We start from the raw sequence: 24,170 nt of genomic DNA on the forward strand, positions 1-24,170 counted from the left end.
CCGAGCTGTTGGACGATCAGCGTCCTGCCGACAGCAGTCCCGCGACCCGGCGAGCCGTGGCCGCGTCCCGGGCCGTGGTGAACGGCAGGGCGTTGCCGCCCGTGATGCGGAAGGGCTCGCCCGCGTGGGTCAGGTGGGCGCCGCCCGCCTCCTCGACCAGGAGAATGCCCGCGGCGTGGTCCCAGGCCAGGTCCCAGCTGAACGCGGTCGCGTCCAACTCGCCCCGGGCGACGGCCAGATACTCAAGGCCCGCCGAGCCGCAGGGGCGCGGCCTGACCCCGTCGGTCCACAGGCCCAGCAGCTGGCGCTTCTGTTCGTCGGTGGTGTAGTCCGGGTGGGAGGTCGCGACGTCCAGGTCCCGGCCGGGCTCCGGCGCGCCCGAGCGCAGTCGCACACCGTCCAGGTAGGCACCCTTGCCCCGTACGGCCGTGGCCAGTTGGTCGCGGGCGGGGGCGTAGGTCCAGGAGGCGAGCAGGACGCCGTGCCGTGCGAGCGCCACCAGCGTGCAGAAGCCGGGGTCGCCGTGCACGAACTGGCGGGTGCCGTCGACGGGGTCGACGATCCAGACCGGGGCGTCGCCCTGGAGCGCCTCGTACGACGCCGGGTCGGCGTCCACCGTCTCCTCGCCGACCACGACCGAGCCGGGCAGCAGCGCGCCGAGCACCTCGGTGAGGTACTTCTCGGCGAGCCGGTCGGCGTCGGTCACCAGGTCGTGCGGTCCGGCCTTCTGGTGGACCTCGTGGTCGGCCAGCTGCCGGAAGCGGGGCATGATCTCGGCCGCGGCCGCCTTACGGACCGCTTCTTCCACGTCTGCCGCGTGCTTGCCGAGAAACTCGTCGATGGTTTCGTTTTCTTCGATCACCCCTCCATGAGAGCACGCCCCACTGACAATCCCCGCCCGCCGGGTGGCCGGCGGATGGCCTCGGCGTGAACATGAGGGGCGGATATCAGCAGGTCAGACGTCGAAGGCTCGGCGTCCGGGGCCTGTCCTCAGCGCCCGACCGCGTAGCCCTGCATCCCCCGGGGATTCGCCGCCGCCGACAGCACCCCGGTCTCCGGGTCCCGCGCGACGGCGCACAGCCGCCCCTCCGACCAGGCGTCGCCGACGGTCACCTCATGCCCGCGCCGCCGCAGCTCCTCCACCACCTCGACGGGTGTACGGGACTCCACGGTGACGCTTCCCGGGCGCATCCCGCGCGGGTAGAAGGAGCCGGGGAAGCTGTCGTTGTGCCAGTTCGGGGCGTCGATCGCGCCCTGGAGGTCGAGGCCGCCGCGGACCGGGGCGCGCAGGGCGACCGCGAGGAGGAAGTGCAGCTGCCACTGGTCCTGCTGGTCGCCGCCGGGCGTACCGAAGGCCATGACGGGCACGCCGTCGCGCAGGGCGATCGAGGGTGTGAGCGTCGTACGGGGCCGCCGGCCCGGCGTCAGTGAGTTCGGCAGGCCCTCCTCCAGCCAGGCCATCTGGAGCCGGGTGCCGAGCGGGAAGCCCAGTTCGGGCACGACCGGGTTGGACTGGAGCCAGCCGCCGCTGGGGGTGGCCGCGATCATGTTGCCCCAGCGGTCGACGATGTCGAGGTGGCAGGTGTCGCCCTGGGTGGCGCCGTCGGCGGAGACGTCGGGCTCGCCCGGCACCGGCGACGTCGGGCTCTTGGCGACCGTCGGCTCGCCCACGCCCAGCACGTCGAAGCCGGGTTCGTCGGAGGCCACCACGCGCGCGTGGGCGCACAGCCGCGGGGCGCGTCCGCCCGGGCTGCCGGGGCGCAGCTCGTGGGAGGCCTTCTCGCCGACCAGTTCCCGCCGGGCGGCGTTGTAGCCGTCCGACAGCAGGTCGGCGAGCGGCACCTCGGCCGCGTCGCCGTACCAGGCCTCCCGGTCGGCCATGGCCAGCTTGCAGCCCTCGATCAGCAGATGGACGTACTCGGCGGACCCGTACCGGGGCAACTCGGGCGGAAGCAGCGCGAGCTGCTGGAGGAGGACGGGGCCCTGACTCCAGGGGCCGGCCTTGCACACGGTCCAGCCGTTCCAGTCGTACGTCGTCGGCGCCTCGTAGGTCGCGGACCAGCCGGCGAGGTCGGCGGCCGTGAGCGTGCCGGAGTGCCGCTCGCCGCTGGTGTCCATGGTGGGGCGCTGGGCCTGCCGTACCAGGGCCTCGGCGATGAACCCGGTGCGCCACACCTCCCGCGCGGCCTCGATCTCGGCGACCCGGTCCCCGGCACCGGCGACCTCGTCGAGCAGCCGCCTCCAGGTGGCGGCGAGGGCCGGGTTGCGGAACGGCTCCCCGGGCCGGGGCGCCTTCCCGCCGGGCAGGTACACCTCGGCCGACGAGGTCCACTCGGTCTCGAACAGCTCCCGCACGGTCTCCACGGTCTCGCCCACCCGCTCCACGGGCGCGTGGCCGTGTTCGGCGTAGCCGATGGCGTACTGGAGCACCTCGGCGAGCGACTTTGTGCCGTGGTCCCGCAGCAACAGCATCCAGGCGTCGAACGCGCCGGGCACGGCGGCGGCGAGCGGTCCCGTGCCGGGCACGAGGTCCAGCCCGAGCCCCCGGTAGTGCGCGACGGTCGCCCCGGTTGGTGCCACGCCCTGCCCGCACAGCACGCGCACCTCGCCGCCCGCCGGGGCGACGAGGATCGGTACCTCACCGGCCGGTCCGTTGAGATGCGGCTCGACGACGTGCAGCACGAACGCGCCGGCCACGGCGGCGTCGTAGGCGTTGCCCCCGCGCTCCAGCACGGCCATCGCGGACTGCGAGGCGAGCCAGTGGGTGGAGGACACCATGCCGAAGGTGCCCTGGAGGGTGGGGCGGGTCGTGAACATGGGGCCTCTCACCTCGTTGTTTCCGCACGGCGGCCGGATCGGTCGACGCTCAGTATCGGTCCTGGGGAGAATCTGGGGGGTTCGGGCCGGAGGGCTCCTCCGTCGGCTCCCCTAGCAGGCTATCGATCGCTCTGCGCCCCTTCTTCCCCGCCTCCGGCATGAAGTGGGCGTAGTGGTCAAGGGTGATGGTCGGCGAGGAATGCCCCAGCCATTGGGCGAGGGTTACGACGGACTCGCCTGCCTCCAGCACGAGGGACGCGTAGGCGTGCCTCGGGCACACCCGGCACCCAGTACTGCTCAACGTATTCAGCGAGTGTGATGGAGCCGTCACGCGGATCAACGAACTCCAGCCGTAGATCGTGATCCCGATGGTGAGGGGCGTCGAGGCGGCAGGTGTCCAGCGTGGATCATCTCGCCCGAGATCGCCCATGCCGTCGCGGGCGTCGGCTCCTTCTCCGTCTACCCGAGTTCACCGCGACGGAGGGCGTCCCTTATCTCGTTGAGCTTCGCGGTCGTTACCGGCGTCCGCTCCTGTGCTTGTTCAGCGAGTCGGAGGGCATCGTCGATCTCGCTGAGCTTCCTGGAGGACAGGACGGCCGCCCGCTCTATCAGGTCGTCCCGGGACACGGTGGTCAGCCACGTGCACGGGGTGAAGCCTGGACGCGGGAACGCGAGCCGCAGCACGCCTTCGAGCGGCAGCCCTTCACCGGCGCCGACCGTCACTTCGATGCCCAGACCGCTGATGTCGAGGCCCGCCGGAGCGACGACCTGCATCACCTGGAACCCGGACGCGTCGTCTCCTGACAGCAGTACGACCAACCTCCGCTCGTCGAACTGGACCCACCAGACTTCGCCACGTTGCACAAGCCCTCCGATACACAGGCCGGCAGGCAGACGCTGCGCGACCTGACGCGGTGTGGAGACGGGTGCGGCCACCGTTGATCATCGGTGTGTGAAGACAAACGATCCTGCGGTGGCCGCAGGTCACAGCGTAGGCCCTGCCTGCTGCCAGGAGGCGTTCGAGGGCCTGATGAGCCGGATGGCGGGACGCTTCACACGGGTCGCGCAAGAACTGCTGGACCATCGCCGAGTAGGCCGGGGACAGGACCCCGGACGGCATGCGGCACCTGCTCGGGAGGGCGAAGTGGGATGCCGACCAGGTCAGCGACGAGGTGGGTGACCACGTGGTGGAGCATCTGCACGACGACGAGGCGGTGCTGGTGGTCAACGAGACCGGCGACGTGAAGAAAGGCACCGACACCGTTGGAGTCCAGCGGCAGTACACCGGCACCGCGGGCAGGATCGAGAACGCCCAAGTCGCCGTCTATCTACCTGGTCTACGCCGGCCGCCGCGGGCAGGCCGCAGTGGACCGGGAACTCTGTGTTCCGCAGGGCAAGGATGCCGTGAACGAGCAGGCACAGGACCCGGGCCTCTGAGGAGGTCCGGGTCCCTGCAAGGGGCAGTGTCACACGGTGGCACTGTGCGCCAGCGCACGGGCCTTGGCCGCCCACTCCCCCATCCTCGTGATGGCGGAGGTCAATTGCTCCACCGCTGCGGAGATGTCCTTCACCGGCTTGCGGAGGTGTCGGCTCACCCGGACCATGGCGCCCGCCGAGGTGCCGAAGAAGCCCATCTGCACCAGACCGTCCTGCGCGGCCTCGTCCAGGGACATCAGCTGCTCCAGGAACACCTCCGCTCCCTCATCGCGCTCGTCGGGAGGCGTCATCTCGATGAGCCCCAGCGCGGCCCGCACCCCGCTGTCCATGGTTGCCATCCGCTCCACGAACGCGGCGGCGACGACGTTCAGTTCGCCCGCCGGTGCACTGATCGTCTCCGCATACCGGACGACGGCGGCGAGGCGCGCGCTCGCGGGCGCGTTCGCCCGGGCCAGTTCCAGCATCTCGGTGCTGGACTGCTCGGTCAGCGCCCCGATCGTCTCGATCGTCTTCGCGATCGCCTCCAAGTCGGCGGTCATCTCGTCCAGCCCGTCCTCGATGACGGCGAAGTCGTCGAGCAGACCGGGCGGGTCCTCGTCCTCCTCCCTGCCATCGCCGACCTCCTGGCCGGAGCTTGACCCATCACCGGCCTGAAGTCCGCGCAGCACCCGTGCCGGTGTGAGAAGTTCGAAGCCGTCCCGGAGCCCGGCCTCCAGGGCGCTCTCGATCTCCTTGCGCGCTCCGGCCAGATGACTGCGCTTTCGCTGGTAGCGGATCGTCCTGATCGATGCGATGTCGAAGGGCAACTGCCCGGACTCCCCGATGTGGATCGTCGGCTTGCCGGTGATGTGCCGCAGCCCCAGCTCGTACATCACATTGGGGTTGCCGCCGCTTACGTCCGCGACGACCAAGTCGGACTCGACGACATACCGGCAGATCTGCTCGTTGATGTCACCGGCGTGTGCGATGCCGTCCGCGCGCACGGCGCTGATGCCGTACTTCTCGCAGGCGGGGGCGATCACCTCCTCGAAGATGCCGAGATGGTGCTCGTAGGCCTCACGCTCGGGGCTTCCGTGCGCGGCGTGCGGGTCGCCGATGGGGCCGACGACGAAGCACCTACGGGGCTGGGCGGACTCCTGCCGGAGCGCCTCTGGCGTGTTCATGCGGAAACCTCCGATGCTCGAGAGTGGGTGTCGTGGGGCCGGGCAGCGGGCGCCTCGTCGTCCTCCAGGGGAACGGCGTACACGGGCCGCTCCTCGATCCCGAGGGTGCGTAGCAAGTAGGCGGTGGGGATGCGGTAGCGTCCGCCGACCCTCAACACGGGACACGGGAAGACGCCGAGGCGGATCAGCTTGTACGCCGTCGCGGGACAGATACCGAAGGCGCGTGCGGCTGTGCGCAGGTCAACACTCAGTGGCAGGTCGAGGGCCTCCGCGAAGCCGAGCGGCGGGCCGGACCGCCCGCTCACCGCTGGGCTCCCGCTGGGCACAGGACCAGCGTGCCGATGAGGTCGGCTTCTTGGTGGCGGCGGGCCCGGAACACCAGGTCGGGCAGGCGGGTCCCGGTCCGCCGGCCGTCTTGCCGAGGGCGCGGCTCAGCGAAGCGGAGTGTGGCGTACAGGCCCTCGCGGCGGGGCGGGGGCGTGATATGCAGTTCCCATCGCTCGGGTGGACGGGGCCGTTTCTGCGGCGGGTCGACGGCATTGCGGGCATCGGCGAAGGCATCGATGTCGACGACGGGGATCTCCCGCGTGACGCGCTTCGCGTAGGCCCACATCCGGTTCACCGCGTCCTTGATCAGGCGGCCGCCCGGGTCCGGGCCGTCCGGGTCCGCCACGTCGAGGGCGGCAAGCAGGGCCAGGACGGCCTCCGACTCCAGGTCGGTCCGGCCGACCCGCCCCGCCCCGCCCCGCCCACGGAGATCCAGCCCCGGAACACCGCCCGGCACACCCCGGAGACCCAGGTCACAGCGTCGGAGAGGGAAAGGTCACAGCCGTGCCCTCTGCTGCTCCTTTGTCGATCTGACCTAGCATCCGAACATGACGGTCCTGCCTGACGACGGGCTCTCGCTGGCCGCCGAGTTCCCTGACGCAACCCATGAGCAGTGGCAACACCTGGTGGAAGGTGTTCTGCGCAAGTCGGGCAAGGACGTCTCGGGCGCGGCAGCGGAAGAAGCCCTGTCCACAGCTTTGGAGGACGGGCTCCGTACCCGTCCGCTGTTCACCGCGCGCGACGCCGCGCCCGACCCCGGCCTGCCCGGATTCGCCCCCTTCGTCCGCGGTTCTCGCCCCGAGGGCAACACGGCCGGCGGCTGGGATCTGCGGCAGCGGCACACGACGGTCGCGGACGGTGTGGCGCTCGCGGACCTGGAGAACGGCGTCACCTCGCTCTGGCTGGTCGTCGGCGAGGGCGGCATCCCGATCTCCTCGCTCGGCCGGGTCCTGGACGGCGTCTATCTCGACCTCGCGCCCGTCGCCCTCGACGCGGGAGCCGACGTGGAGGCCGCCGCCGGCGTGTTGCTGCGGCTGTACGAGGAGCGGGGCGTCGCCAAGGAGGCGGCGCGCGGCAACCTCGGCGGGGACCCGCTCGGCCATGAGGCACGTACCGGAAAGTCCTCGGCGTTCGCGCCGGTCGCCGCGCTGGCGCGGCTGTGCGCCGAGGAGTACCCGGGGCTGCGGGCACTGACCGTGGACGCGCTGCCGTATCACGAGGCCGGTGGCTCGGCCGCCCAGGAACTGGGCGCCTCGCTGGCGACCGGCGTCGCGTATCTGCGGGAGCTCACCGAGGCCGGGCTTACGGTCGAACAGGCCTGTGCGCAGCTGGAGTTCCGCTACGCGGCCACCGCCGACCAGTTCCTGACCATCGCCAAGCTGCGCGCCGCGCGCCGGCTGTGGGCGCGGGTGACCGAGGTGTGCGGGGCGCCGAGCGCCCAGGTGCAGCACGCCGTCACCTCGCCGGTGATGATGACGCGCCGCGACCCGTGGGTGAACATGCTGCGTACGACGGTGGCCACGCTGGCCGCCGGGGTCGGCGGCGCCGACGCGGTGACCGTGCTGCCGTTCGACCACGCGCTCGGGCTGCCGGACGCGTTCGCGCGGCGCATCGCCCGCAACACCTCGACCATCCTCATCGAGGAGTCGCACCTCGCCCGGGTGATCGACCCGGCGGGCGGCTCCTGGTACGTGGAGTCCCTCACCGACGAACTGGCCCGCGTCGGCTGGGAGTTCTTCCAGCGGATCGAGCAGGCGGGCGGCCAGGCCGCCGTGTTGCGCTCCGGTCAGCTGCGTCAGGACCTGGCCGACACCTGGGAGGCGCGCACCGGAAAGCTCGCGGGGCGCCGCGAGCCCGTCACCGGGGTCAGCGAGTTCCCGCACCTCTCCGAGCCGCCCGTGGAGCGCGAGCCCGCGCCCGAACCCCGGTCCGGCGGTCTCCCCCGGGTCCGTCGCGACGAGGCGTACGAGGTGCTGCGGGCCCGCTCCGACGCCCACCTGGCCGCCACCGGCTCCCGGCCCCGGATCTTCCTGGCCGCGCTCGGGCCGGCCGCCGCGCACACCGCGCGCCTCACCTTCGCCTCGAACCTGTTCCAGGCGGGCGGCATCGAGCCCGTCACCGAGGGCACCTTCGAGGAGAGCGGCGCCACCGAGGTGTGCGTGTGCTCCAGTGACGCCGTGTACGAGGAACAGGCCGGGACGGTGGCCGCCGGGTTCAGGTCGGCGGGCGCCACGCACGTGTTCCTCGCGGGCCGGCCCGGGCAGTACACCGATGTCGACAGTTACGTCTTCGCGGGCTGTGACGCCGTCGCCGTGCTGTCCGCCACCCTCGACCGCATGGGAGTGTCCTGATGGGAATCCCCGACTTCTCCGGGATCGAACTGGGGACCCCGGCCACCGTTGGCGGCGCCGACGAGTGGCGTACGGCCGTCAAGCAGGCCACGGGCGGCGACGAGCCGCTGTGGGAGACCCCCGAGGGCATCGCGGTCAAGCCGCTGTACACGGGCCGTGACCTGGAGGGCCTGGACTTCCTCGGCACCTACCCGGGCATGGCCCCGTACCTGCGCGGCCCGTACCCGACGATGTACGTCAACCAGCCCTGGACGATCCGCCAGTACGCCGGCTTCTCGACCGCCGAGGAGTCCAACGCCTTCTACCGCCGCAATCTGGCGGCCGGCCAGAAGGGCCTGTCGGTCGCCTTCGACCTGCCGACCCACCGCGGCTACGACAGCGACCACCCGCGCGTGACGGGCGACGTCGGCATGGCGGGTGTGGCGATCGACTCGATCTACGACATGCGGCAGCTGTTCGACGGGATCCCGCTGGACAGGATGACCGTGTCGATGACGATGAACGGCGCCGTGCTGCCGGTGCTGGCGCTGTACATCGTGGCGGCGGAGGAGCAGGGCGTACCGCCGGAGAAGCTGGCCGGGACCATTCAGAACGACATTCTGAAGGAGTTCATGGTCCGCAACACCTACATCTATCCGCCGAAGCCGTCGATGCGGATCATCTCCGACATCTTCGCGTTCACCTCGCAGCGGATGCCGCGCTACAACTCCATCTCCATCTCCGGCTACCACATCCAGGAGGCCGGTGCGACGGCCGACCTGGAGCTGGCGTACACGCTCGCGGACGGCGTCGAGTACATCCGCGCGGGCCGGGAGGCCGGCCTGGACGTGGACGCGTTCGCGCCCCGGCTGTCGTTCTTCTGGGCGATCGGCATGAACTTCTTCATGGAGGTCGCCAAGCTGCGCGCGGCCCGGCTGCTGTGGGCGAAGCTGGTGAAGCAGTTCGACCCGCAGAACTCCAAGTCGCTGTCGCTGCGCACCCATTCGCAGACCTCGGGCTGGTCGCTGACCGCGCAGGACGTGTTCAACAACGTCACGCGTACGTGTGTCGAGGCGATGGCGGCGACCCAGGGCCACACCCAGTCGCTGCACACCAACGCGCTCGACGAGGCGCTGGCCCTGCCGACCGACTTCTCGGCGCGCATCGCCCGCAACACGCAGCTGCTCCTCCAGCAGGAGTCCGGCACGACCCGGGTGATCGACCCGTGGGGCGGCAGCGCCTACGTGGAGAAGCTGACGTACGACCTCGCCCGGCGCGCCTGGCAGCACATCCAGGAGGTGGAGGCGGCCGGCGGCATGGCCAAGGCGATCGACGCCGGCATCCCGAAGCTGCGCATCGAGGAGGCCGCGGCCCGCACCCAGGCCCGGATCGACTCCGGCCGCCAGCCGGTGATCGGCGTGAACAAGTACCGCGTCGACAGCGACGAGCAGATCGAGGTGCTCAAGGTCGACAACTCCTCCGTGCGCGCGCAGCAGATCGCCAAACTGCGGCGGCTGCGCGAGGAGCGGGACGAGACCGCCTGCCGGGACGCCCTGGACGCGCTGACCCGGGCGGCCGGCGGTGAGGGCAACCTGCTGGAGCTCGCGGTGAACGCGGCCCGCGCGAAGGCCACCGTCGGGGAGATCTCGGACGCCCTGGAGCAGGTGTACGGGCGGCACGCGAGCCAGATCCGTACGATCTCCGGCGTGTACCGCAACGAAGCCGGAGAGTCCCCGTCCGTGGACCGCACCCGTACCCTCGTGGACTCCTTCGAGGAGAGCGAGGGCCGCCGCCCGCGCATCCTGGTCGCCAAGATGGGCCAGGACGGCCACGACCGCGGCCAGAAGGTGATCGCCACCGCCTTCGCCGACCTCGGTTTCGACGTCGACGTCGGCCCGCTGTTCCAGACCCCGGCCGAGGTGGCCCGCCAGGCCGTCGAGGCCGACGTGCACATCGTCGGGGTGTCGTCGCTGGCCGCCGGTCACCTCACCCTCGTACCGGCGCTCAAGGAGGCGCTGGCCGAGGAGGGCCGCGAGGACATCATGATCGTGGTCGGCGGGGTGATCCCGCCGCAGGATGTGGCGACGCTGCTGGAGATGGGCGCGGCGGCCGTCTTCCCACCCGGGACGGTGATCCCGGACGCGGCCCACGACCTGGTGCGGCGGCTGGCGGCCGACCTCGGGCACGGCATCTGAAGCCCATGGCGATCGAACTCGATGCGTATGTGAAGGGTGTACTCGACGGGAAGCGGGCGATCGTCGCCCGCGCCATCACCCTCGTCGAGTCCACCCGGCCCCAGCACCGGGTGCTGGCCCAGCGGTTGCTGACCGAGCTGCTGCCGCACAGCGGGAAGGCGCGCCGGATCGGGGTGAGCGGGGTGCCGGGGGTCGGTAAGTCGACGTTCATCGACGCGTTCGGCACGATGCTCACCGGGCTCGGCCACCGGGTCGCGGTGCTGGCCGTCGACCCCTCGTCCAGCCGTACGGGCGGGTCGATCCTGGGTGACAAGACGCGGATGGAGCGCCTGGCGGTCGACCCGGCCGCCTTCATCCGGCCCTCCCCCACCGCCGGGACGCTGGGCGGGGTCGCCAAGGCCACCCGTGAGTCGATCGTGGTGATGGAGGCCGCGGGCTACGACGTGGTGCTGGTGGAGACGGTCGGGGTCGGCCAGTCGGAGACCGCTGTCGCGAACATGGTCGACTCCTTCCTGCTGCTCACGCTGGCCCGCACCGGCGACCAGCTCCAGGGCATCAAGAAGGGCGTCCTGGAACTGGCCGACGTGCTCGCCGTGAACAAGGCGGACGGCCCGCACGAGCGGGACGCCCGGGCCGCAGCGCGCGAACTCTCGGGCGCGCTCCGGCTGATGCACGGCAAGGACGCCGCCTGGACCCCGCCCGTCCTGCACTGCAGCGGGCGTGAGTCGATCGGCCTGGACACCGTCTGGGACCGCCTCGAACAGCACCGGGCCCTCCTCGACTCCACCGGCCGTCTCGCCGCCAAGCGCCGCGACCAGCAGGTCGACTGGACCTGGACCATGGTCCGCGACGAACTCCTCGGCCGGCTGCACGCCGACCCGGCGGTGCGGGCGGTCGCCCCGGAGCTCGAACAGCAGGTCAGGGACGGCGAGTTGACGGCGACCCTCGCCGCGGAGCGGATCCTCGCGGCCTTCGGCGACGGGCACGGGGCTCGGGCTCAGAGCGCCGGCGTGTCGGGACTGCGCGGCGCCACCAGCCCCGACTCGTAGGCGAACACGACGAGCTGGGCGCGATCGCGCGCGCCCAGCTTCGTCATCGCCCGGCTGACGTGGGTCTTCGCGGTGAACGGGCTGATCACCATGTGTTCGGCGATCTCCTCGTTGGTCAGGCCGCGCGCCGCCAGCGCCGTCACCTCGCGTTCGCGGCGGGTCAGACACTCCAGGCCGGGGGCGGTGGCCCGGTCGGGTGGACGGGAGACGAACTCGCCGATGAGGGTGCGGGTCACCGCCGGGGACAGCAGTGCCTCGCCGCCCGCCACCACCTCGATCGCCTGGAGCAGATCGGCCGGATCGGTGTCCTTCAGCAGGAAGCCGCTCGCGCCTGCTCGCAGCGCCTCGAAGACGTACTCGTCGTGCCCGTAGTTGGTGAGGATCACCACGCGGACGCCCGACAGGGCCGGGTCGGCGGCGATGTGGCGGGTCGCCTCGATGCCCGTCATGACCGGCATCTGTACGTCGATCAGCGCGATGTCGGGCACCTGGGCGCGGATCAGCGCCAGGCCCCGCTCGCCGTCCGCCGCCTCGCCGACCACCTCGATGCCGTCCTCGGCCTCCAGCAGCGCTCTGAAGCCGGCCCGCATCAGCGCCTGGTCGTCGACGAGCGCCACCCTGATCACGCCGTCCGTCATCCCGCCTCCCCCAGCGGCAACCGCGCCCGTACCGCGAAGCCTCCCTGCTCGCGCGGGGCGGCGTCCAGGGTGCCGCCGAGGGCCGTGACCCGCTCCCGCATGCCGGTCAGGCCGATGCCGGGCGTGGGCGGACGGGACGGGTCGGCGGCACCGTCGTCCTCGACCAGTACGGTCAAGTCACCGTCCTCGTAGGCGAGTCGCACGCTGACCTTCGCCGGTCCGGCGTGCCGTGCCGCGTTGGTGAGGGCCTCCTGGACGATGCGGTACATCGCCCGGTCCACGGTGGCCGTCAGCGGGCGCTCCTCGCCCGTCACCGTCAGGTCCACCGCCAGCCCGGCCGCCCGCGCCCGCTCCACGAGCAGCGTGGGAGTGCCGGTGGGCTCGTCGGTGCGCAGCACCTCCAGGGTGGCGCGCAGCTCGCGCATGGCCTCGCCGCTGGCCTCCTGGATGGCGAGCAGGGCGGGCGGCACCTCCTCGCGGCGTTTGCGGGCGAGGTGCACGGCAACGCCCGCCTGGAGCTTGACGATGGAGATGCTGTGGGTGAGGGAGTCGTGCAACTCCCTGGTTATGCGCAGGCGTTCCTCGCCCGCCCGGCGCAGCGCCGCCTCCTCCCGGGTGCGTTCGGCCTCCAGGGCGCGCTGTTCGGTCTGACGCAGGTACGCCCGCCAGTTGCGGTCGGCGAGGCCCGTGACCACCGCGCACAGGAACCAGCCGGCGAGCAGCAGTGTCTCGCGGACGATGTCCGAGGTCGCCGAACCCGCCGCCGCGTATCCGCCGAGGAAGAGCGCGGCCGCGGCCGCCGCCGTGCCCCGGTGTCCGGTCCGGGACGCCGTGTGCACCGCGCCCACGACGGGGACGGCCAGCCCGGCGGCGGGCCCGGCGTGGACGACGTCGGCGAGCAGGCAGGCGGTGGTGACGGCGAGGACCGCGCGCGGGGCGGTGCGGTGCGCGGCCAGGGCCAGCGAACCGGCCACGATCAGCGCGCAGTCCACGAGCCCCGCCCGGTCGTCCGCGACGGCGGCGAGCACGGTGATCACGCCGACCACGACCGCGACGGTCAGGTCGCCGAGCCGCTCACGTGTGATCCGGTACCCACTCATGCCCGCACAGTAGACGGCCCCACCGACAGCGACGTCAGCCCTGTGGACGGCTCTGCGACTACTCCCCGCGTAGTAGTGCCGGACGTCGGCCCGCCCCGCCGTCGCAGCGACGACTGTCTTCGGCGGTACGACGCCCCGGGCCGCCCCTGCGGCGCACGCTGCTTCCCATGACCACACCCTTCCGATTCACCGAGCCCCTCCCGCCCAGGTCGGCCACCGGCACCGTCGCCGAGGTGTACGCGCAGATCGCCCTCGACTTCGGCATCGCCGAACCCGTCACCTTCGTGGTCCTGTCCTCCGCGCCCGAACTCCTCGCCCCCACCTGGGCGTTGATGCGCGAGTCCCTCATCGCCGGGGCGGGCAGCCGGACGGGCAAGGAACTGGCGGCCCTCGGGGTGTCCCTGGCCAACAGGTGCCCGTTCTGCGTGGACGCGCACACCGTGCTGCTGCACGCCACCGGCGACCACGCGCTCGCCGAACGTCTGGCCCGCGGGGAGCGGCCGGAGAACGAGGAGCACGCGCGTGTGCTCGCGTGGGGGCGGCACACGCGCGTGCCCGGCGCCGCCCTGGAGCCGTATCCCTTCCCGCGCGAGCACGCGCCCGCCTATCTCGGCACCGCGCTCACCTTCCACTTCATCAACCGGATCGCCTCGGCCCTGCTGACCGAGAACCTGCTCCCGGCGGGCGCCCAGCGTTTCCGTGCCGTCCGCAGCCTCGCGGGCCGCGGCCTCGCCCGCACCGTGCGCCGCCCCGCCCGCCCCGGCACCTCCCTCCAGCTGCTCGACCCCGTCGACCCCGGCGAGGCCCCCGCCTGGGCGCAGGGCACGCCCGTAGGGATCGCGTACGCGGCGCTGCTCAGGGCGGCCATGCGGGGCGCGGGCCTGTTGGACGGCGACGACCACGACCTGGTGGAGCAGACCCTCCAGGACTGGGACGGATCGCATCCGCCGCTCGCCCTGGACGGGTTCCCGGACCGCCGGGAGCGTCCGGGGGCGCGCCTGGCGCTGCTGGCCGCGCTCGCGCCGTACCGCATCACCGACGAGGACGTGCGGGCGTGGCGTCGGCCGGAACACACCGACCACTGTCTGGTGCATCTCGTGGCGCACGGCGCCTTTGTGGCGGTGGACCGCATTGAAAGCGCTATCTGCGCGCAAATCGCCCAGGAAGCCATGTAACTCGCCCAGGACACCCCGCAATTGCCACCTTCTCGCGACCCTTCTGTAATGGCGTCAGCACGGAGCGAGTTGGCACTTCCGCCCCACAGGGAGTCATGTGACACTGGCGTCCCGTCCGCAGTGCGGACTCCTTCCGCACCGTCCCCCACGAGAAGTGCGCCGTGCGTTCTCTGCCCTTGCCGCTCGCCCTCACCGCGCGTCTGTCGCCCGTCGTCGTGCTCGCCGCGGCGGGCTGGGCGCTGTCGTCCGGTCCGTTCGCCGCGACCCCGGCGGCCGAAGACCAGGCGACACAGAAGAGCGGCGAGGAGTCGCCCACGGCTCCCGCGACGGCGGCCGTGTCGAAGACGTACGCCGCCGCTCCCGCGCCCTGCGGCAGCCTGGGCTCGAAGTCGATAAAGGCGCTCGTCCCGGGCGCCAAGACGGCGGGCAAGGAGATACCGTCGACCGACTCCAAGCTGCGCCGCACCTGCTCGTGGAACGCGCTCAAGGGCTACGACTACCGGTGGCTGGACGTGTCCTTCGAGATCACCAAGTCGGACGAGGCGGCCGAGAAGTCCTACAAGGAGCGTGTCGCGGACCGCAGCGGCGGCGGTGACGTCCCGGGCATCGGCGACTCGGGGTACTCGGTCGTCAACCTCACCACCGAGGACAAGCAGCAGACCCGAGAGGGCGTGGTGCTGGTCCGCGTGTCCAACGCGCTGGTCTCCATCACGTACAGCGGCAGCGACTTCGAGTCGAAGAAGGCACCCGACACGGACGAGATCAACAAGGGTGCGATCAAGGCGGCCCGGGAGGCGGTGGCCGCCCTGGAGGACGGCCAGAAGGGCTGACCGCCCTCCACAGCCGCCCTCCGCAGCCGTCCGTCCGGTTCAGGCCGCGGCGCGTTCGCGGTGGCCGGCCATCAGCACCACGTACAGCACCAGCGAGGCGCCCAGCCCCACCGCCCAGCCGTAGTCGGCCAGCGGCTTGAGGAACGGGATCAGTCCGTCCGCCGGGAACGGTCCGGTCTTGGCCCCGTCGGCACCCACGCCCGAGTACGAGCCGCCGACCGCGAGGACACCGCCCACGAGGAAGGCGACGATCGCGCGCCAGTTCCAGCCGGACGAGTACCAGTAGCGTCCGCCGGGCGTGTACAGGTCGGCCAGGTGCAGGACCGTGCGGCGGACGATCCAGTAGTCGGCGATGAGGATGCCCGCGACCGTGCCGAGCAGGCCGCCGACCACGCCGAGCCAGGTGAAGATGTAGAACTCGGGCGTCGAGATCAGCTTCCACGGGAAGATCAGGATGCCGACGACACCCGTGATCAGCGCGCCCGTACGGAAGTTGATGAGCTTGGGCGCCAGGTTGGCGAGGTCGTACGCCGGTGAGACGACGTTGGCCGCGATGTTCACGGAGACGGTCGCGACGAGGACGACGATCAGCGCGAAGAGCAGTCCGAAGGCGTTGTCCGTCTTGGCCGCCAGGGCGACCGGGTCCCAGATCGCCTCGCCGTAGACGACCTCGGAGCCGGAGGTGACCAGCACGGCGAGGATCGCGAAGAGGGTCATCGTCGTGGGCAGGCCAAGGGACTGACCCCAGGTCTGCGCCTTCTGGCTGGCGCCGAAGCGGGTGAAGTCAGGAATGTTGAGCGACAAGGTGGCCCAGAAGCCGATCATTCCCATCAGGGACGGGAAGAAGACCGGCCAGAAGTCGGCGCCCCAGCCGAGCTTCGAGGGCTGGTCGAGCAGCGCGCCGAACCCGTCCGCCTTGACCGCGATCCAGACCAGCAGCACGAACGCGCCGACGATCACGAAGGGCGCGGCCCAGTTCTCGAAGTGCCGCAGGAAGTCCATGCCGCGGTAGATGATCGCGATCTGCAGCGCCCAGAAGAGGAGGAAGCACAGCCACAGCGGCCACGGGTTGCCCGCGATCTTCCCGGCGTTCTCCCAGCCGCCGCCGGTGAGCTTGGAGCCCAGCGCGAAGATGCCGCTGCCGCCGATCCAGGTCTGGATGCCGAACCAGCCGCAGGCCACGGCCGCCCGGATCAGCGCCGGGATGTTGGCGCCCCGCAGCCCGAAGGAGGCCCGCGCCAGCACCGGGAACGGGATGCCGTACTTGGGCCCGGCGTGCCCGGTGGCCAGCATCGGCAGCAGCACGATGACGTTGGCCAGGGCGATGGTGAAGACGGCCTGCTTCCAGTCCATGCCGAGCGCGACCAGGCCGGAGGCCAGGGTCCAGCTGGGGATGCAGTGGGCCATGGAGATCCACAGGGCCGCGAAGTTGTACGTCGTCCACTTGCGCTCGGCGACCGGGACGGGACGCAGGTCCTCGTTGGCGAAGGGGCTGTCGGCGGGGAAGGCCTCGGGGGCGAGTTCGATGCGTCCGCCGGTGTCGGCGGACTGGGATATCGGCGACCCCGTGGGGACTGTGTCGGTCATGAGCAGGCCAATCGACGTGCGGAACGGGAGGGATGGGCCGTGCGGGGGCCTTGGGCGGGTGGCGGGGAGGGGCGCGTGCCTGCCCCTCCCCGGCCCCGCCTCCCTCCCCGGGCGGGTGGCGGGGAGGCCGGACCGCGGGGAGGGCGACAAGGGGTGGGGGGTCGGGTGGAGCGGTGTCGCTGGGCCGTGCCTGAACTGGCTTACGGGCGTCAGGAGTTGTCGAGGGCGTTGTTGATCGCGGGGATCACCGTCGAGCCGTACGCGTCGATCACCGCTTCCTGCGCGTCGTGCATGTCGTAGACGGCGAACTGGTCGACGCCCAGCTCCCGCAGCGCGTTCAGCTTCTCGATGTGCTTCTCGACCGGGCCGATGACGCAGAACCGGTCGACGATCTCGTCGGGCACGAACTGGGTGTCCGGATTGTCGGCACGGCCGTGGTGGGAGTAGTCGTACCCTTCACGCGCCTTGATGTACTCGGTGAGTTCGTCGGGCACCGCGGCGGAGTGCTCGCCGTACTTGGACACCAGGTCGGCCACGTGGTTGCCGACCATCCCGCCGAACCAACGGCACTGCTCCCGGGCGTGGGCGAGGGCATCGGGCGAGTCGTCCTCGGTGACGTACGCGGGAGCGGCGACGCAGATCTTCACCTCGGACGGGTCACGGCCCGCCGCGACGGCGGCGTCCTTCACGGCCTTGACCATGTACTCGGTCAGATAAAGGTCGGCGAGCTGGAGGATGAAGCCGTCGGCCTCCTCGCCGGTCATCTTCAGGGCCTTCGGGCCGTACGCGGCCATCCAGACGGGGAGTTCGGCACCGGGCTTGATCCAGGGGAACCTGACGACCGTGCCGCCGCCGAGGTCGGCCTCACGGCCGCTGCCGAGCGCGCGGATGACCTTCATGGCCTCGCTGATCCGGGCCAGGGTGTTGGGCTTGCGGCCGGCGACGCGCATGGCCGAGTCGCCGCGCCCGATACCGCAGACCGTGCGGTTGCCGAACATGTCGTTGAGGGTGGCGAAGGTGGAGGCGGTGACCTCCCAGGTGCGGGTGCCCGGGTTGGTCACCATCGGGCCGACCTTGAGCCGCTCGGTGTTGGCGAGGATCTGGCTGTAGATGACGAACGGCTCCTGCCACAGCACGGCCGAGTCGAAGGTCCAGCCGTGGCTGAACCCGCTGCGCTCGGCACGTTTCATCAGGCTGACGACCCGCGAGGCGGGCGGGTCGGTCTGCAGGACGAGTCCGAAGTCCATGGGCTCCGCTCCTAGTTGAGGTACTGACAGGTGGAGCGGGGGGTGTAGACGCCGTGCCCGGCGCGCCCGGTGTACTCCCGCTCGGTGATGACGGGTTCGCCGCGCGAGAGGACCGTCTCGACCCGGCCGGTGGTCTGCTTGCCCTCGTACGCCGAGTAGTCGACGTTCATGTGGTGCGTCACGGCGGACATGACCTGCTCGGCCTGCGGGTCGTAGATCACGACGTCGGCGTCCGCGCCCGGCGCGATGGTGCCCTTCTTCGGGTACATGCCGAACATCCGGGCCGGGGTGGCGCAGGCGATCTCGATCCAGCGGCGGCGCGAGATGTGGCCCTCGACGACGGCCTGGTGGAGCAGGTCCATCCGGTTCTCGACGCCGGGCAGGCCGTTGGGGATCTTCGAGAAGTCGCCTCGTCCCAGCTCCTTCTGGCCCACGAAGCAGAAGGGGCAGTGGTCGGTGGAGACGACCTGGAGGTCGTTCGTCCTGAGCCCCTGCCACAGCTTGGCCTGGTGCTCCTTGGGCCGCAGGGGCGTGCTGCACACGTACTTCGAGCCCTCGAAGTCGGGCTCGGCGAGGTTGTCGGTCGACAGGAACAGGTACTGCGGGCAGGTCTCGCCGAAGACGTTGAGCCCCTCGTCGCGCGCCCGCGCCAGCTCGGCCACTGCCTCCATGGCCGAGACGTGCACGACGTACAGCGGAGCACCCGCGACCTGGGCGAGCCTTATGGCGCGATGGGTGGCCTCGGCCTCCAGCAGGGCCTTGCGCACCTCTCCGTGGTAGCGGGGATCGGTCTCCCCGCGCGCCAGCGCCTGTTCCACGAGGACGTCGATCGCGATGCCGTTCTCGGCGTGCATCATGATCAGGCCGCCGTTCTCGGCGGAGCGCTGCATGGCGCGCAGGATCTGGCCGTCGTCGGAGTAGAAGACGCCCGGGTAGGCCATGAACTGCTTGAAGGAGGTCACACCCTCCTCGACCAGCAGGTCCATCTCCTTCAAGGTCTCCTGGTTCACATCGGAGACGATCATGTGGAAGCCGTAGTCGATCGAGCAGTTGCCCTCGGCCTTGGCGTGCCAGGCGTCGAGGCCCTCGCGCAGGGTGTGGCCCACGCTCTGCACGGCGAAGTCGACGATCGTGGTGGTACCGCCCCAGGCGGCGGCGCGGGTGCCGGTCTCGAAGGTGTCGGAGGCGAAGGTGCCGCCGAAGGGCAGCTCCATGTGGGTGTGGACGTCCACGCCGCCCGGGATGACGTACTTTCCGTTGGCGTCGATGGTTCGGTCGGCCGTCCAGGCCTCGGCGACGGATGTTCCGGTGGCGGCGAGGGCGGTGATACGGCCGTCCTCGATCAGGACATCGGCGTGTGTCTCGTCGGATGCGGTGATGACGAGGCCGCCGCGGATTACTGTTCGGCCGGTCATGGGTCCTCTCCCTCGGTGGTCATGTGCCGGTTGGGTGGGGCTGGTCGCGCCCGCGCGGCGGAGCCGCATATGGATACAGCCCCGCGCCCCTAGGTGGGCTGCCCTGCCGGCGCTCTTATGGTGCTGTCAGGGGGCCGTACGCTCCCGGTGCGCGGTCCCTGTAGAACTGCCAGCGGTCTCGGACCTCCCGTAGCTTGGCCAGGTCCAGGTCGCGGACGACCAGTTCGGTCTCCTTGTCGCTCGCCACCTCGCCGACGAACTGGGCCTCCGGGTCGACGAAGTAGGTGGTGCCGTAGAAGTCGTTGTCGCCGAGGTCCTCCACGCCGACCCGGTTGATCGCGCCCACGAAGTACTCGTTGGCGACGGCCGCGGCCGGCTGTTCCAGATGCCAGAGGTAGCGGGAGAGGCCGCGGGAGGTGGCGGAGGGGTTGAACACGATCTCGGCGCCGGCCAGGCCGAGGGCGCGCCAGCCCTCGGGGAAGTGACGGTCGTAGCAGATGTACACGCCGATCTTCCCGACGGCCGTCTCGAATACGGGCCAGCCGCTGTTCCCCGGCCGGAAGTAGAACTTCTCCCAGAATCCCTGGACTTGGGGGATGTGGGTCTTGCGGTACTTGCCGAGGTAGGAGCCGTCCGCGTCGATCACGGCGGCGGTGTTGTAGAGGACGCCCGGCTGTTCCTCCTCGTACATCGGCAGGACGAGGACGATGCCGAGGTCCTTGGCGAGGGCCTGGAAGCGGCGGACGGTCGGGCCCTCGGGGATCTGCTCGGCGTACTCGTAGAACGCCTTGTCCTGCACCTGGCAGAAGTACGGCCCGTAGAACAGCTCCTGGAAACACAGCACTTGAGCGCCCTGCGCGGCCGCGTCGCGGGCCGCCTGCTCGTGTACCTGGATCATGGATTCCTTGTCGCCGGTCCAGGTGGTCTGGAAGAGGGCGGCACGAATCACTCGGCTCATCGGGACCTCCGGTCGCTCGGTGTGCGAGAAGGCTAGGAAGTCCGGAGCGGCGGTTTGAGTTGCACGGTGTCACGTCTGAGGGCGTGCGGCGTGCCACGGTGTCACCCTGTCGTGGTCCCATGTTTCACCACCGTTTTCCCAGGTCGTGGCAGGTTTCAACTCTGTTGCGCGTCATGCGCGAGGAGTGCGATGTGCACGGATGCGGCCTGTTCGAAGTCGTCGAGGTCGACGCCGATACGCGTCTGTATCGCCTCCAGACGGCGGTAGAGCGCGGGCCGTGAGACATGGTGGAGCTGGGCGGTGCGGGACTTGTTGCGGCCGGTCGCGAGGTAGGTGCGCAGCACGGACAACATGTCCTCGTCGGTCGCGCACAGCAGCCCGTCCAGCTCCCGCTCCGCGAACGACTGCACCTGCGGGTCGTCCCGCAACAGCCGGATCAGGCCGCGCAGATGGACGTCCTTGAGCCGTACGACGGCCGGGAGGTCAAGGGCGGCCGAGGAGTCGGCGACGGCATCGGCGACGTGCTGGGCCTCGCGCAGTCCGGCGGGCACGTCGTCCCAGGCGGTCCGCGCGTCCGCGGCGGCCACGACGGTCCGGGCGTCCCCCGACTCGGTACGCACCCGGCCCGCGAAGTTCGCCGCGAGCACGGCGGCGTCCTGGTCCCGGGCGAGGCTGAGCAGCACGGCGGTGGCTCCGTCGGCGAGCTCGGCGACGATCCCGGACAGCCCCAACAACCGCAGGACGCGCTCCAGTCGGCCCGCCTCGCCGCCCCGCACGACCAGCGGCACGAACGTGCGCCGGTTGACGGGCAGTCCGGCGGCACGCGCGCGGGGCAGGAGGTGCCTCGCCGGCACGACCCCGCTGACCAGGTCGGTCAGCAGGCTCTGCGCGGACTGCTCCTCCCAGGTGTGCGCGGAGGTGCCGCCGAGCATGCGGTGCAGGACCAGCGCCTCGGCGGCGCGGTCGGCGAGCAGCCGTCCGGTGGCGGTGTCGCCGCGGTACCCGCACAGCATGATCTGGCCCCACCGCTCCCCGCGTCCGCCGAGTTCGGCGCGGATCCAGCCGTCGCCCTCGCTGCCGCCGGCCTGCCGGGCGATGCGCTCCCAGTCACGCAGCACGTCGTCCACGGCGGACCGCTCGCCGGCCGTGGCGAGGACGCGGTGGGCGAGGTTGGTGACGACGACGGGGCAGGCGCTGTGCGAGGCGATCTCGTCGAGGAGCCGCTGCAGCGGGGCGCCCGCGGTGATGAGTCCGGTGAGGGCGGTCCGTACGGACTCCGAGAGGCTGACGGCGGCGAACTTGCGCCGTACGAGCCGGCACTGGACCTCTTCGGTCAGCTCGGCGAAGGGGAACGGCCGGTGCAGGACCACCATGGGCAGCCCGCACCGCTCGGCCGCCCGGCGCATCACCTCCGGCGGCGCGGGGAACGCCCGGCCGAGGCCCAGGACGACGGCCGCCGCCTCGGCCCGGTGCAGGGAGCGGATGTACTCGGCCTGCTTGTCCTCGTCCCCGGCGAGCAGCACCCCGGTGGTGAGCACCATCTCGCCGCCGCTGAGCATCACTCCGACGTCCGGCGCCTCGGCGACATGCACCCACCGCACCGGCCGGTCGAGCTGACCGGCACCGGCCACCACCTCGGGCTCACCGGCGAGCACCCGCTCCAGGGTGAGGACCTGCCGGACCGACAGGGCGGGTTCCGAGGGTTCCGCAGGCTCCAGGGGCTCGGGGGTGGTGACCATGGCGACGTTCCCTCACTCGGGTACTCGGATGGGTCCTGCTAGATGCTCCTCAGAGCGTTCTCGAGGATCGCGGCGCCTTCCTCGGCCTCCGCGACGGTGAGGGACAGGGGCGGGGCGATGCGCAGGGAGGTGGTGTTGTGGCCGCCGCCCTTGCCGATGAGGAGGCCGCCCTCGCGGGCCGCCTCCAGCACGGCCGACGCGGCGGCCGGGTCGGCCTCGTCGGTGCCGGGCCGGGTGATCTCGACCCCGAGCATCAGACCCCGGCCGCGTACCTCCCGTACGTGCGGCACCTGCGTGGCGAGGGACCGCAGTCGTTCGGCGAGCAGGCCGCCGACCCGTCGGGCGTTGCCCTGGAGGTCGTGTTCCAGCAGGTAGGAGAGGTTAGCGAGGCCGGCCGCCATGGTGATCTGGGTGCCGCCGAAGGTGGAGATGCTGTTGGAGTCCAGGCAGTTCATGATGTCGGCGCGGGCGACGACACCGCCGATGGACATGCCGTTGCCGATGCCCTTGGCGAAGGTCAGGATGTCCGGCGGACCGTTCTGCCCGTGCGCCTGCCAGCCCCAGAAGTGGTCGCCGGTGCGGCCCCAGCCGGTCTGCACCTCGTCGGCGATCCACAGGATGCCCTGCTCGGCGAGGACCTCACGGAAGGCGGCGTAGAGCCCGTCGGGGCCGGAGGTGAAGCCGCCGACGCCCTGGACGGGCTCGGCGATCAGCGCGGCCGGTGGACGGGTGTGGCCGAGGATGTCCCGCAGGTCATCGACGCAGGCGGCGATGAAGTCGTCGTCGTTCAGGTGCGCGTACGGCCCGCGTGTGCGCACCCCGCCGTGGACGTACAGCGTCTGCAGCGGTGACAGCGAGGTCGGGGACCAGCCGCGGTTGCCGGTGATGCCGACCGCGCTGAAGGAGCGGCCGTGGTAGCTGTTGCGCATCGCGAGGATCGTGTTGCTGCGGCGGTAGGTCGTCGCGAGCAGCAGGGCGGTGTCGTTGGCCTCGGTTCCGGAGGTGGTGAAGAAGACGCGGGCGTCCGGGATGCCGCTCAACTGGGCGATGCGCTCGGCGAGTTCGACCATGGGCCGGTTGAGGTACAGGGTCGAGGAGTGGATGATCCGCCCGGCCTGTTCGCTCACCGCCTTGGTCACCTCGGGCAGCGCGTGCGCGGTCATCGTCGTCAGGATGCCGCCGAAGAAGTCGAGGTAGCGGTTGCCCTCGGCGTCCCACACATGGCGGCCCTCGCCGTGGGTGATCTCCAGCGGCTCCTCGTAGTAGAGGGCGAGCCAGTCGGGCATGACTGCGCGGTGGCGTCCCAGCAGGTCCTTGGTCACGGCTGCACCAGTCCTTCGTAGGCGTCGGGTCGGCGGTCGCGGTAGAAGGCCCATTGCTGGCGCACTTCGTCGATGAGGTCGAAGTCGAGGTCGCGGACGATCAGTTCCTCCGTCTTGTCGCTGGCGAGCTCGCCGACGAACTGGCCGCGCGGGTCGACGAAGTACGAGGTGCCGTAGAAGTCGTTGTCGCCGTACTCCTCGACGCCGACCCGGTTGATCGCGGCGACGAAGTACTCGTTGGCGACGGCCGCGGCCGGCTGCTCCAGGCGCCAGAGGTAGGAGGAGAGGCCGCGGTGGGTGGCGGAGGGGTTGTAGACGAGCTGGGCGCCGTTCAGGCCGAGTTGCCGCCAGCCCTCCGGGAAGTGGCGGTCGTAGCAGATGTAGACGCCGACCTTGCCCACGGCGGTGTCGAAGACGGGCCAGCCGAGGTTGCCGGGCTTGAAGTAGTACTTCTCCCAGAAGCCCTTGACCTGTGGGATGTGGTGCTTTCGGTACTTCCCGAGGAAGGTGCCGTCGGCGTCGATGACGGCTGCGGTGTTGTAGTAGAAGCCGGACTGCTCGACCTCGAAGACCGGGACGACGATCACCATGCCCGTCTCGCGGGCCAGCTCCCGCATCCGCCGCACGGTCGGCCCGTCGGGGACCGGCTCGGCCCAGTCGTAGTGCTGGGGCTCCTGGACCTGGCAGAAGTAGGGCGCGTTGAAGACTTCCTGGAACCCGATGATCCGAGCACCCTGACGGGCCGCCTCGCGGGCGTGCTCCTCGTGCTTCGCCACCATGGACTCGGTGTCGCCGGTCCAGGTGGCCTGGACCAGAGCGGCACGAACGACGTTGGCCATGA

Annotated in this window: 20 protein-coding genes and 2 pseudogenes; 6 read left to right on the top strand and 16 right to left on the bottom strand. The window is 71.1% G+C overall.

Annotation, left to right across the window (positions count from 1 at the left end):
• Positions 1-16 precede the first annotated feature (16 nt).
• From ACZ4UU_RS32165 to ACZ4UU_RS32180, 4 genes and pseudogenes are all read right to left on the bottom strand, one after another.
• Positions 17-862: an inositol monophosphatase family protein gene (locus ACZ4UU_RS32165; protein WP_471906903.1), complete on the bottom strand. Its 846-nt coding sequence runs from the start codon at positions 860-862 to the stop codon at positions 17-19.
• Between the two features lie 128 nt (positions 863-990).
• Positions 991-2,817, bottom strand: a complete 1,827-nt coding sequence (locus ACZ4UU_RS32170) for a gamma-glutamyltransferase family protein (RefSeq protein WP_471906904.1) — start codon at positions 2,815-2,817, stop codon at positions 991-993.
• Positions 2,818-2,866: 49 nt separating this feature from the next.
• Positions 2,867-3,088 (bottom strand): annotated as a pseudogene (locus ACZ4UU_RS32175) (site-specific integrase); the annotation flags it as partial.
• 188 nt (positions 3,089-3,276) lie between these two features.
• Positions 3,277-3,681 carry a type II toxin-antitoxin system PemK/MazF family toxin gene (locus ACZ4UU_RS32180; protein ID WP_471907091.1) on the bottom strand — a complete coding sequence of 135 codons (405 nt, stop codon included), beginning with the start codon at positions 3,679-3,681 and terminating at the stop codon, positions 3,277-3,279.
• 166 nt (positions 3,682-3,847) lie between these two features.
• On the opposite strand from ACZ4UU_RS32180, the pseudogene ACZ4UU_RS32185 reads away from it, so the two are divergent.
• A pseudogene (locus ACZ4UU_RS32185) lies at positions 3,848-4,209 on the top strand (transposase); the annotation flags it as partial.
• A gap of 74 nt (positions 4,210-4,283) precedes the next feature.
• Here the strand turns inward: ACZ4UU_RS32185 and ACZ4UU_RS32190 are convergent.
• From ACZ4UU_RS32190 to ACZ4UU_RS32200, 3 genes are read right to left on the bottom strand one after another with little or no spacing between them, the layout of a single operon-like run.
• Positions 4,284-5,417, bottom strand: coding sequence for a hypothetical protein (locus tag ACZ4UU_RS32190; RefSeq protein ID WP_471906905.1), 1,134 nt, complete (start codon positions 5,415-5,417; stop codon positions 4,284-4,286).
• The gene (locus ACZ4UU_RS32195) at positions 5,414-5,722 is read right to left on the bottom strand and encodes a helix-turn-helix domain-containing protein (RefSeq protein WP_471906906.1); all 309 of its coding nucleotides are present in this window, start codon (positions 5,720-5,722) and stop codon (positions 5,414-5,416) included. The genes ACZ4UU_RS32190 and ACZ4UU_RS32195 overlap by 4 nt, the downstream gene beginning before the upstream one ends.
• Positions 5,719-6,201, bottom strand: a complete 483-nt coding sequence (locus ACZ4UU_RS32200; RefSeq protein WP_471906907.1) for a hypothetical protein — start codon at positions 6,199-6,201, stop codon at positions 5,719-5,721. Before ACZ4UU_RS32200 ends, ACZ4UU_RS32195 begins: the two co-directional genes overlap by 4 nt.
• Before the next feature lie 91 nt (positions 6,202-6,292).
• On the opposite strand from ACZ4UU_RS32200, the gene ACZ4UU_RS32205 reads away from it, so the two are divergent.
• From ACZ4UU_RS32205 to meaB, 3 genes are read left to right on the top strand one after another with little or no spacing between them, the layout of a single operon-like run.
• Positions 6,293-8,095 carry a methylmalonyl-CoA mutase family protein gene (locus ACZ4UU_RS32205; RefSeq protein WP_471906908.1) on the top strand — a complete coding sequence of 601 codons (1,803 nt, stop codon included), beginning with the start codon at positions 6,293-6,295 and terminating at the stop codon, positions 8,093-8,095.
• Positions 8,095-10,269 carry a methylmalonyl-CoA mutase gene (scpA, locus tag ACZ4UU_RS32210; protein ID WP_471906909.1) on the top strand — a complete coding sequence of 725 codons (2,175 nt, stop codon included), beginning with the start codon at positions 8,095-8,097 and terminating at the stop codon, positions 10,267-10,269. The genes ACZ4UU_RS32205 and scpA overlap by 1 nt, the downstream gene beginning before the upstream one ends.
• Positions 10,270-10,274: 5 nt before the next feature.
• Positions 10,275-11,318, top strand: coding sequence for a methylmalonyl Co-A mutase-associated GTPase MeaB (meaB, locus tag ACZ4UU_RS32215; protein WP_471906910.1), 1,044 nt, complete (start codon positions 10,275-10,277; stop codon positions 11,316-11,318).
• Here the strand turns inward: meaB and ACZ4UU_RS32220 are convergent.
• Positions 11,267-11,956 carry a response regulator gene (locus ACZ4UU_RS32220; RefSeq protein WP_471906911.1) on the bottom strand — a complete coding sequence of 230 codons (690 nt, stop codon included), beginning with the start codon at positions 11,954-11,956 and terminating at the stop codon, positions 11,267-11,269. The genes meaB and ACZ4UU_RS32220 overlap by 52 nt on opposite strands.
• Positions 11,953-13,056 carry a sensor histidine kinase gene (locus tag ACZ4UU_RS32225; RefSeq protein WP_471906912.1) on the bottom strand — a complete coding sequence of 368 codons (1,104 nt, stop codon included), beginning with the start codon at positions 13,054-13,056 and terminating at the stop codon, positions 11,953-11,955. Before ACZ4UU_RS32225 ends, ACZ4UU_RS32220 begins: the two co-directional genes overlap by 4 nt.
• Positions 13,057-13,223: 167 nt before the next feature.
• Between ACZ4UU_RS32225 and ACZ4UU_RS32230 the strand changes: the two genes are divergently transcribed.
• Positions 13,224-14,231, top strand: coding sequence for a carboxymuconolactone decarboxylase family protein (locus ACZ4UU_RS32230; protein ID WP_471906913.1), 1,008 nt, complete (start codon positions 13,224-13,226; stop codon positions 14,229-14,231).
• Positions 14,232-14,392: 161 nt separating this feature from the next.
• Positions 14,393-15,061: a hypothetical protein gene (locus tag ACZ4UU_RS32235; RefSeq protein ID WP_471906914.1), complete on the top strand. Its 669-nt coding sequence runs from the start codon at positions 14,393-14,395 to the stop codon at positions 15,059-15,061.
• Positions 15,062-15,100: 39 nt separating this feature from the next.
• Here ACZ4UU_RS32235 and ACZ4UU_RS32240 read toward each other — a convergent pair whose 3' ends face one another.
• From ACZ4UU_RS32240 to ACZ4UU_RS32270, 7 genes are all read right to left on the bottom strand, one after another.
• On the bottom strand, positions 15,101-16,648 hold the full coding sequence (locus tag ACZ4UU_RS32240) for an NCS1 family nucleobase:cation symporter-1 (protein ID WP_471906915.1): 1,548 nt from the start codon (positions 16,646-16,648) through the stop codon (positions 15,101-15,103).
• Between the two features lie 209 nt (positions 16,649-16,857).
• On the bottom strand, positions 16,858-17,895 hold the full coding sequence (locus ACZ4UU_RS32245) for a TIGR03842 family LLM class F420-dependent oxidoreductase (RefSeq protein ID WP_471906916.1): 1,038 nt from the start codon (positions 17,893-17,895) through the stop codon (positions 16,858-16,860).
• A gap of 11 nt (positions 17,896-17,906) precedes the next feature.
• Entirely contained in the window at positions 17,907-19,310 is a 1,404-nt protein-coding gene (gene hydA / locus ACZ4UU_RS32250; RefSeq protein WP_471906917.1) for a dihydropyrimidinase, read from the bottom strand.
• Between the two features lie 115 nt (positions 19,311-19,425).
• Complete coding sequence (locus tag ACZ4UU_RS32255) at positions 19,426-20,268, bottom strand: nitrilase-related carbon-nitrogen hydrolase (protein WP_471906918.1); 843 nt, start codon at positions 20,266-20,268, stop codon at positions 19,426-19,428.
• 155 nt (positions 20,269-20,423) lie between these two features.
• Complete coding sequence (locus tag ACZ4UU_RS32260; protein WP_471906919.1) at positions 20,424-22,007, bottom strand: PucR family transcriptional regulator; 1,584 nt, start codon at positions 22,005-22,007, stop codon at positions 20,424-20,426.
• 38 nt (positions 22,008-22,045) lie between these two features.
• Positions 22,046-23,329 (bottom strand): aspartate aminotransferase family protein, encoded by a 1,284-nt coding sequence (locus tag ACZ4UU_RS32265; RefSeq protein ID WP_471906920.1) that lies wholly within the window; start codon positions 23,327-23,329, stop codon positions 22,046-22,048.
• Positions 23,326-24,168 (bottom strand): nitrilase-related carbon-nitrogen hydrolase, encoded by an 843-nt coding sequence (locus tag ACZ4UU_RS32270; RefSeq protein ID WP_471906921.1) that lies wholly within the window; start codon positions 24,166-24,168, stop codon positions 23,326-23,328. The genes ACZ4UU_RS32265 and ACZ4UU_RS32270 overlap by 4 nt, the downstream gene beginning before the upstream one ends.
• Positions 24,169-24,170 lie beyond the last annotated feature (2 nt).

The sequence above is a fragment of the Streptomyces sp. NPDC028907 genome (genome assembly GCF_055564995.1).

Coding starts and splice junctions, on each gene's coding strand:
- ACZ4UU_RS32255 (WP_471906918.1), bottom strand. CDS start 20,268: ATGAGCCGAGTGATTCGTGCCGCCCTCTTCCAGACCACCTGGACCGGC.
- ACZ4UU_RS32205 (WP_471906908.1), top strand. CDS start 6,293: ATGACGGTCCTGCCTGACGACGGGCTCTCGCTGGCCGCCGAGTTCCCT.
- ACZ4UU_RS32220 (WP_471906911.1), bottom strand. CDS start 11,956: ATGACGGACGGCGTGATCAGGGTGGCGCTCGTCGACGACCAGGCGCTG.
- ACZ4UU_RS32240 (WP_471906915.1), bottom strand. CDS start 16,648: ATGACCGACACAGTCCCCACGGGGTCGCCGATATCCCAGTCCGCCGAC.
- ACZ4UU_RS32270 (WP_471906921.1), bottom strand. CDS start 24,168: ATGGCCAACGTCGTTCGTGCCGCTCTGGTCCAGGCCACCTGGACCGGC.
- hydA (WP_471906917.1), bottom strand. CDS start 19,310: ATGACCGGCCGAACAGTAATCCGCGGCGGCCTCGTCATCACCGCATCC.
- ACZ4UU_RS32260 (WP_471906919.1), bottom strand. CDS start 22,007: ATGGTCACCACCCCCGAGCCCCTGGAGCCTGCGGAACCCTCGGAACCC.
- meaB (WP_471906910.1), top strand. CDS start 10,275: ATGGCGATCGAACTCGATGCGTATGTGAAGGGTGTACTCGACGGGAAG.
- ACZ4UU_RS32245 (WP_471906916.1), bottom strand. CDS start 17,895: ATGGACTTCGGACTCGTCCTGCAGACCGACCCGCCCGCCTCGCGGGTC.
- ACZ4UU_RS32225 (WP_471906912.1), bottom strand. CDS start 13,056: ATGAGTGGGTACCGGATCACACGTGAGCGGCTCGGCGACCTGACCGTC.
- scpA (WP_471906909.1), top strand. CDS start 8,095: ATGGGAATCCCCGACTTCTCCGGGATCGAACTGGGGACCCCGGCCACC.
- ACZ4UU_RS32190 (WP_471906905.1), bottom strand. CDS start 5,417: ATGAACACGCCAGAGGCGCTCCGGCAGGAGTCCGCCCAGCCCCGTAGG.
- ACZ4UU_RS32170 (WP_471906904.1), bottom strand. CDS start 2,817: ATGTTCACGACCCGCCCCACCCTCCAGGGCACCTTCGGCATGGTGTCC.
- ACZ4UU_RS32230 (WP_471906913.1), top strand. CDS start 13,224: ATGACCACACCCTTCCGATTCACCGAGCCCCTCCCGCCCAGGTCGGCC.